Genomic DNA, 8,215 nt, shown 5'->3' on the forward strand with positions numbered 1-8,215 from the left:
GGCTGCCCAGGAGACGGACGACTGAGACGGAAGGGGAGCGGACGTGCTCGTGGCCGGCTTTCCCGCGGACGCCTTCGGCACCAACTGCTACGTGGTGGCGACCGCGCCGGGGGAGCAGTGCGTGGTGGTCGACCCCGGTATCGGGGTGCTCGACCGGCTCGACGCCGTGCTCGCCGAGCACCGCCTGCACCCGGCCGCCGTGCTGCTCACCCACGGCCACCTCGACCACACCTTCTCCGTCGCGCCGGTCTGCGGCGCACGCGGCATCCCCGCGTACGTGCACCCGGAGGACCGGGAGCTGCTGGCCGACCCGACCAAGGCGCTGTCGATGGACCTCGCCGGGCTGTTCGGCGGCCGCCTGCCGTACTCCGAGCCCGACGACGTCGCGGAGCTGACCGACGGGGCGACGCTGGCGCTGGCCGGCCTGGAGATCACCGTCGACCACGCGCCCGGCCATACCGGCGGGTCGGTGCTGTTCCGGCTGCCCGGTGCCGGCTCGCCCTGGGAGGCCGACCAGGTCTGCCTCTCCGGTGACGTGCTGTTCGCCGGCTCGATCGGCCGCACCGACCTGCCGGGCGGCAGCATGCCCCGGATGCTGACCAGCTTGCGGGAGAAGGTCCTCCCACTCGCCGACGACACCGTGGTGCTGCCCGGCCACGGCCCGGCGACCACCATCGGCCGGGAGCGGGCACGTAACCCGTACCTCGCCGACCTGGCCGACCCGGACGGCGCACATCCGGCCGCCCCCACCCGGGGCCTCTAGTCGTTCCTCCGCGCCGCACGCGGACCTGTCGATCCCACCGCGCCCGGCGCGGACCCGCAAGGAGTACGTCATGAGCAAGCCCACGCCCATCTCCGGTTTCCCGGAGTGGACCACCTCGCAGCGGATGATCGAGCAGTTCGTCCTCGACCGGATCCGGCACACCTTCGAGCTGTACGGGTTCGCCCCGCTGGAGACCCGGTCGGTGGAGCCGCTGGACCAGTTGCTGCGTAAGGGGGAGACCTCGAAGGAGGTCTACCTGCTGCGCCGGTTGCAGGCCGACGCGGACGGCCCGGCCGGTGACGACGCGCTCGGGCTGCATTTCGACCTGACCGTGCCGTTCGCCCGCTACGTGCTGGAGAACGCCGGCAAGCTCCAGTTCCCGTTCCGCCGCTACCAGATCCAGAAGGTGTGGCGGGGCGAGCGCCCGCAGGAGGGGCGCTACCGGGAGTTCCTCCAGGCCGACATCGACATCGTCGACCGGGACACCCTGCCGGCGCACTACGAGGCCGAGATGCCGCTGGTGATCGGGGACGCGCTGCGGTCGCTGCCCGTCCCGCCGGTGCTGATCCAGGTCAACAACCGCAAGATCTGTGAGGGTTTCTACCGGGGCATCGGGCTGACCGACCCGGAGGCGGCGCTGCGCGCGGTCGACAAGCTCGACAAGATCGGCCCGGCGAAGGTGGCCGACCTGCTGGCCGAGACGGCGGGGGCGAGCGCGGCGCAGGCCGACGCCTGCCTGGCGCTGGCCGGGATCTCCGCGCCGGACGCGTCCTTCGCCGACGCGGTGCACGCCCTCGGGGTGCGCGATCCGCTGCTCGACGAGGGTGTCGCCGAACTGGTCGCGGTGGTGGAGACGGCCGCCGCGCACGCGCCGGGGCTGTGCGTCGCCGACCTGCGGATCGCCCGGGGTCTGGACTACTACACCGGCACGGTCTACGAGACCCAGCTGGTCGGCTACGAGCGGTTCGGTTCGATCTGCTCCGGCGGCCGGTACGACAACCTGGCCAGCGCCGGGAGCGTGTCGTACCCGGGGGTGGGGATCTCGATCGGGGTGACCCGGCTGCTCGGGCTGCTGTTCGGTGCCGAGGCGCTGTCGATCTCGCGCAGCGTGCCGACCTGCGTGCTGGTGGCCGTCGCGGCGGAGGAGGAGCGGGCGGCCAGCAACGCCGTGGCGGAGGCGCTGCGCTCGCGGGGCGTGCCGACGGAGGTGTCGCCGAGCGCGGCGAAGTTCGGCAAGCAGATCCGCTACGCCGAGCGGCGCGGCATCCCGTACGTGTGGTTCCCGGGTGCCGAGGGTCACCAGGTGAAGGACATCCGTTCGGGCGAGCAGGTGGACGCCGTACCGGCCGAGTGGACGCCGCCCCACGCCGATCTGAAGCCGCTGGTCGGCTGAGTCTCAGTTACTGGCGCGTACGCCGACGGGGACCTACGGTGGCGTAAGTTACGCCACCGTAGGGAGGGGCCCTGTGACCGAGCTGAGCCAGACCGCGCTGCTGCACGAACTCGAACCCGTGGTCGCCAAGAACCTCGACCGTCACCTGTCGATGGCCAAGGAGTGGTTCCCGCACGAGTACGTGCCGTGGAGCGAGGGGCGCACCTTCGACGGCCCGCTCGGCGGCGAGGCGTGGTCGGAGGGGGACTCGACCCTGCCCGAGGTGGCCCGTACGGCGCTGATCGTCAACCTGCTCACCGAGGACAACCTGCCCTCGTACCATCACCAGATCGCCAGCCTGTTCGGACCGGACGGGGCGTGGGGGACCTGGGTGGGTCGGTGGACGGCCGAGGAGGGCCGGCACGGCACCGCCATCCGGGACTACCTGACGGTGACCCGGGCGGTCGACCCGGTCGCCCTGGAGCGGGCCCGGATGGTGCACATGACCGCCGGTTACACCAACTCGCACGACTCGTCGATGCTGCGCTCGCTGGCGTACGTGTCGTTCCAGGAGTTGGCCACCCGGATCTCGCACCGCAACACCGGCCGGATCACCGGGGACCCGGTCTGCGAGGCGCTGCTGAGCCGGGTCGCGGCCGACGAGAACCTGCACATGGTCTTCTACCGCAACCTGCTCGGGGCGGCCCTGGAGGTGGCCCCCGACCAGACGATGCGGGCGATCGCCGAGGTGCTGGAGGACTTCCAGATGCCCGGCGTCGGTATCGAGGGCTTCACCCGCAAGTCGGTGACGATCGCCCTGGCCGGCATCTACGACCTGCGTCAGCACCGCGACGACGTGGTCGCCCCGGTGCTGCGCCAGTGGGACGTGTTCAACGTCGCCGGCCTGGGCGCCGAGGGTGAGGCCGCCCGTGACCGGATCGCCGCCCACCTGGACGGCCTGGAGCAGGCCGCGTCCCGGTTCGAGGAGAAGCGCGACGCCCGGGCCGCCAAGCTGGCCGCCCGCGCCTGACCTGATCGTCCCCTCCGGCGGTTCACCACACCCGTGCCTGCCCGCTCCGGCTCGCAGTCACGGGTGTGTGTTGCGCCCACGTCGCCGTCCCCTGCGGTGGGCGCGTCGGGTGTGCCGTGCGGCGGGCGCGTCGGCGTGCCGCGCCGTCGGGGACGGATCTCCCGGCCCCGCCGCGTCGCGGGTCTGCCGCCGACCCGGATGCCCCGTCCGTCCCCCGACGTCGGTAACACTCGGTGATGAATCGACTGACGTGACGCGCTGTGACTGATGCGCCTTCCTCGCATTCCTGCCCTTCCGCGCTGTGCTCTGCTGACATCGAAGCGGAGCCGTCCCGAGCTGCTGCTTCTTGCGGCGTGTGGTTCGGCGGTTCCCTGATGCGCGGCTAGCCCGGGTAACCGTCGCGGCGGGGGCGGCAGAGCGAAGGGGGACAACCGTCGTAGGGCGGGGTCGACCGGTGGTGACTCGCGGTGACGGGTGTCGAGGGCGGTCGTTCCCTGTCGCCACCGGGCCTGCGGGCGCGAGACGTCCTGGTCTGTGGCCGGGGCATTGCCCGCCATCGTGACCGTGGCCGGGTCGGTGTCACCGGGGTTCGCCGGACGGTGCCGGGGCGGGCCGGCCCCGGTCGGTGCGTCGGCGGGAGCGGCGGCGGCGCCTGCGGGACCGGGCGCGGGGACGGGGCGCGGCCGCGTGCGTCGGGCCCGCGGCGGTGACCGTGCCCGCCCGACCGTCCGTGGAGGCGGGGACGGGTCGGCGGAGGGTCTGACATGGATGTGTCCATGGTGTTGCCTGACCGTCATAACCGCTGGTGGGGTGAATCCGGGCAAACGCATGTCTTGATAACGATCTTAAATATGTGAATACTTCAGTCACTCGGCCGGTTTCCCCAGGTCGGCCGGGTTGTCCCCGGGTGCGTCCCCGTGACGCCGCCCGTCACCCCCTTCCGGAGGTTGTTGCATGCGACCCACGAGGTCCTCACTCCGACACGCCGCCGCCGTCGCCATGGCCGGGACCCTGGTCACCGGCGCGCTCATGGGTGCCCCCGCCCAGGCGGCCCCCGCCTCGCCCGCATCCCCCGACGCCGCCGCCAGCCTGGCCGAGCGTCTCGGTGACCGCGCCGCCGGCACCTACGCCGACGCCGCCGGCAAGATGGTCGTCACCGTCACCGACACCGCCGCCGCCAAGCAGGTCCGCGCCGCCGGTGCGGTCCCGAAGCTGGTCACCCGGGGCGCGGCGCAGCTCCGCTCCGCCACCGCCGAGCTGGAGCGGTCGGCCAAGATCCCCGGCACCGCGTGGTGGACCGACGCCGCCACCAACCAGGTCGTCGTGTCGGTCGACAGCACCGTCACCGGCGCCAAGCTGGAGCGGGTCAAGGCCGCCGCCGCGCGCACCGGTGGCACCGTCCGGGTCGAGGCCGAGGCCGGGGTGCTCAGCACCAAGATCTCCGGTGGCCAGGCGATCTACACCGGCGGCGGGCGCTGCTCGCTCGGCTTCAACGTCCGCAACAGCGCCGGTCAGACCTTCTTCCTGACCGCCGGGCACTGCACCAACATCGGCTCGACCTGGTACTCGAACTCCGGCCAGACCAGCGTGCTCGGCACCCGTACCGGCACCAGCTTCCCGGGCAACGACTACGGCATCGTCCGGCACAGCAACGCCGCCAACGCGACCGGCAACGTGTCCCTCTACAACGGCAGCTTCCGGGACGTCACCGGTGCCGCCAACGCGTACGTCGGCCAGAGCGTGCAGCGCTCCGGCAGCACCACCGGCCTCAAGAGCGGCTCGGTGACCGCCATCAACGCCACGGTGAACTACGCCGAGGGCTCGGTCTCCGGCCTGATCCGGACCAACGTCTGCGCCGAGCCGGGCGACAGCGGCGGTTCGCTGTTCAGCGGCAGCAGTGCGGTCGGCCTCACCTCCGGCGGCAGTGGCAACTGCACCCGCGGTGGCACCACCTACTTCCAGCCGGTCACCGAGCCGCTGAGCGTCTACGGCGTCAGCATCATCTGATCCACCTCGGTTGATCCAACCCGGGAGCGGGCCGTCGGGACACCGGCGGCCCGTTCCGCGCGTCCGGTGGGCGGGCCGGCCTTGCTCACCCCGCAACCGGGCGGACCGGGCGGCTGACACAATGCGGGGGAACAGCCGTACCGCAGATGAGGAGACGCAAGTCGTGATCCGTACCCATGACGCCGGCAGCCTGCGCGCGACGGACGCCGGCACCACGGTGACGCTCGCCGGGTGGGTCGCCCGCCGGCGCGACCACGGCGGTGTCATCTTCGTCGACCTGCGCGACGGCTCCGGCGTGGTCCAGGTGGTGTTCCGCGAGGAGGACGCGCACGCGCTGCGCAACGAGTTCTGCGTTAAGGTCACCGGCGAGGTGACCCGCCGCCCCGAGGGCAACGAGAACCCCGAGCTGCCCACCGGCGAGATCGAGGTGACCGCCAGCGCGCTGGAGGTGCTCTCCGAGGCCGCGCCGCTGCCGCTGCCGGTGGACGACCAGGTCGAGGCCGGCGACGACATCCGGCTGCGCTACCGCTACCTGGACCTGCGCCGCAGCGGCCCGGCGAAGGCGATGCGGCTGCGCTCGCGGGCCAACCAGCTCGCCCGCACCGTGCTGCACGAGCGGGACTTCCTGGAGATCGAGACCCCGACGCTGACCCGGTCCACCCCCGAGGGCGCCCGCGACTTCCTGGTCCCCGTCCGGCTCCAGCCCGGCAGCTGGTACGCGCTGCCGCAGTCGCCGCAGCTGTTCAAGCAGCTCCTGATGGTCGGCGGCATGGAGCGGTACTACCAGATCGCCCGCTGCTACCGCGACGAGGACTTCCGGGCCGACCGGCAGCCGGAGTTCACCCAGCTCGACATCGAGATGTCCTTCGTCACCGAGGACGACGTGATCGACCTCGGCGAGGCGATCGTCGCGGCGCTCTGGAAGGACCTGGCCGGTCACGAGATCTCCCGGCCGATCCCCCGGATCACCTGGCACGACGCGATGGCCCGGTACGGCTCCGACAAGCCCGACCTGCGCTACGGCCTGGAGCTGACCGAGCTGACCGACTACCTGCGCGGCACCGCCTTCCGGGTGTTCGCCGGCGCGATCGACGCGGGCGGCTACGTCGGCGCGGTGGTCATGCCGGGTGGGGCGGCGCAGACCCGCAAGGAGCTGGACGGCTGGCAGGACTGGGCCAAGGCGCGCGGCGCGCGGGGCCTGGCGTACGTGGTGCTGGACGCCGAGACCGGCGAGGCACGCGGCCCGGTGGCCAAGAACCTCTCCGCCGAGCACCTGGGCGGGCTGGCCGACGCGGTCGGGGCCAAGCCGGGCGACGCGGTCTTCTTCGCCGCCAGCACCAACACCCGGGAGGCGCAGGAACTGCTCGGCGCGGCCCGGATCGAGATCGCCAAGCGGGCCAAGCTGGTCGACGAGAGCGCCTGGGCGTTCTGCTGGGTGGTCGACGCGCCGATGTTCGAACGCACGGACGAGGGCGGCTGGACGGCCGTGCACCACCCGTTCACCTCGCCGAACGCCGACTGGGTCGACCGGTTCGAGCAGGCCCCGGACCGGGCGCTGGCGTACGCGTACGACATCGTCTGCAACGGCAACGAGATCGGCGGCGGCTCGATCCGTATTCACCGGGGCGACGTGCAGCAGCGGGTCTTCGACCTGCTCGGCATCACCCCCGCCGAGGCGCAGGACAAGTTCGGCTTCCTGCTGGAGGCGTTCAAGTACGGCGCCCCGCCGCACGGCGGCATCGCGTTCGGCTGGGACCGGGTCTGCATGCTGCTGGCCGGGGCCGACTCGATCCGCGAGGTGATCGCCTTCCCGAAGACCCGGGGCGGCTTCGACCCGCTGACCGGTGCCCCGACCCCGATCACCGGGCAGCAGCGCGCCGAGGCCGGCATCGACGCCAAGCCCAAGCCCACCGCCACCGCGTCCACCGGCACCGCCGGCCCGGCCGCCCCGGTCGCCGACCCGGTCTGACCCACCCCACCCGGAGCCCGGTCCCGTCCGGCCGGGCCCACCCGGCATCGTTGATCAAGAGGTTTGCGTCATCATCGCGCGGCGAGGTGACGCAAACCTCTTGATCGTTACGGGAGAGTGGTGGGATGCGGATGCTCGTGGTGGGAGGGAGCGGGTTTCTCGGGGGCGAGGTGTGCCGGCGGGGGTCGCTGCCGGGTGGTCGGTGGTGGGGACCTGCCACGGCGGCCGGGTGGCCGTGCCGGGCGTCGGGACACGCCGCCTGGACGTGACCGATCGGGACGCGGTGCGCCGACTGGTCGCCGAGGTGGGCCCGGACGTCGTCGTCGGGACCGCGTACCGTGCCGACGACTGGACGGTCACCGCCGACGGGGCGGCCCACGTCGCGTACGCGGCGGCCGAGGTGGGGGCGCGGCTGGTGCACCTGTCCAGCGACGCGCTGCACGGTGGACGTCCCGAACCCTACGGCGACGACGAGCCGCCCAGCCCGATCCACGTCTACGGTGCGGCGAAGGCGGCGGCGGAGACCGCGGTCCGGGCGATCGACCCGTCCGCCGTGCTGGTGCGTACCTCACTGATCGTGGGGGAGGGCAGCAAGCAGATCCGACTCTGCCGGGAGGCGCTCGCCGGGCGGGCCGTCCTGTTCACCGACGAGCTGCGCTGCCCGATCGACGTGACCGACCTGGCCCGCGCCGTGCTGGAGCTGGCCACGTCGTCGTACGCCGGGCTGCTCAACGTCGCCGGCCCCGACGCGGTCAGCCGGGCGGAACTGGGGTTGCTGGTGGCCCGGCGGGACGGGCTCGACCCGGGTGGGATGACGACCGCCACCGGGCGGTCGTCGGGGTTGGTCCGCCCGACGCAGGTGCGCCTGGACTCCTCCCGCGCGGCCGGTCTGCTCCGGACCCGACTGCGCGGCGTCGCCGAACTCCTCGCCGGCTGACCCCGCCCACCCTGCCCAACCCGATGTCCCGGCCGGCCCCACGCCCGGCCGGCCCCACGCCCGGCCGGCCCCACGCCCGGCCGGCCCCACGCCCGGCCGGCCCTCCGACCCGCCGCAGACCCGCTGACGCACAGTTT

At 72.9% G+C, this 8,215-nt stretch carries 5 protein-coding genes and 1 pseudogene; all 6 read left to right on the forward strand.

Translation table 11 applies throughout. From position 1 onward, the window contains the following. Positions 1-43: 43 nt before the first annotated feature. The 6 genes and pseudogenes from ACN268_RS32415 (at position 44) to ACN268_RS32440 (ending at position 8,078) form a co-directional block, all read left to right on the forward strand. Positions 44-763 (forward strand): MBL fold metallo-hydrolase, encoded by a 720-nt coding sequence (locus ACN268_RS32415; RefSeq protein ID WP_421481196.1) that lies wholly within the window; start codon positions 44-46, stop codon positions 761-763. Between the two features lie 70 nt (positions 764-833). Then, positions 834-2,156: a histidine--tRNA ligase gene (hisS, locus tag ACN268_RS32420; RefSeq protein ID WP_421481197.1), complete on the forward strand. Its 1,323-nt coding sequence runs from the start codon at positions 834-836 to the stop codon at positions 2,154-2,156. Positions 2,157-2,229: 73 nt separating this feature from the next. Next, positions 2,230-3,165 carry an acyl-ACP desaturase gene (locus ACN268_RS32425; RefSeq protein ID WP_357930721.1) on the forward strand — a complete coding sequence of 312 codons (936 nt, stop codon included), beginning with the start codon at positions 2,230-2,232 and terminating at the stop codon, positions 3,163-3,165. 954 nt (positions 3,166-4,119) lie between these two features. Then, positions 4,120-5,172: a S1 family peptidase gene (locus ACN268_RS32430; protein WP_421481198.1), complete on the forward strand. Its 1,053-nt coding sequence runs from the start codon at positions 4,120-4,122 to the stop codon at positions 5,170-5,172. A 163-nt stretch (positions 5,173-5,335) separates the two neighbouring features. After that, complete coding sequence (gene aspS / locus ACN268_RS32435; protein WP_421481199.1) at positions 5,336-7,141, forward strand: aspartate--tRNA ligase; 1,806 nt, start codon at positions 5,336-5,338, stop codon at positions 7,139-7,141. 125 nt (positions 7,142-7,266) lie between these two features. Next, positions 7,267-8,078, forward strand: a pseudogene (locus ACN268_RS32440) (SDR family oxidoreductase). Positions 8,079-8,215: the final 137 nt, after the last annotated feature.

This window comes from Micromonospora sp. WMMD735 (genome assembly GCF_049178995.1).
In the GTDB taxonomy this organism is placed as follows: domain Bacteria; phylum Actinomycetota; class Actinomycetes; order Mycobacteriales; family Micromonosporaceae; genus Micromonospora; species Micromonospora wenchangensis.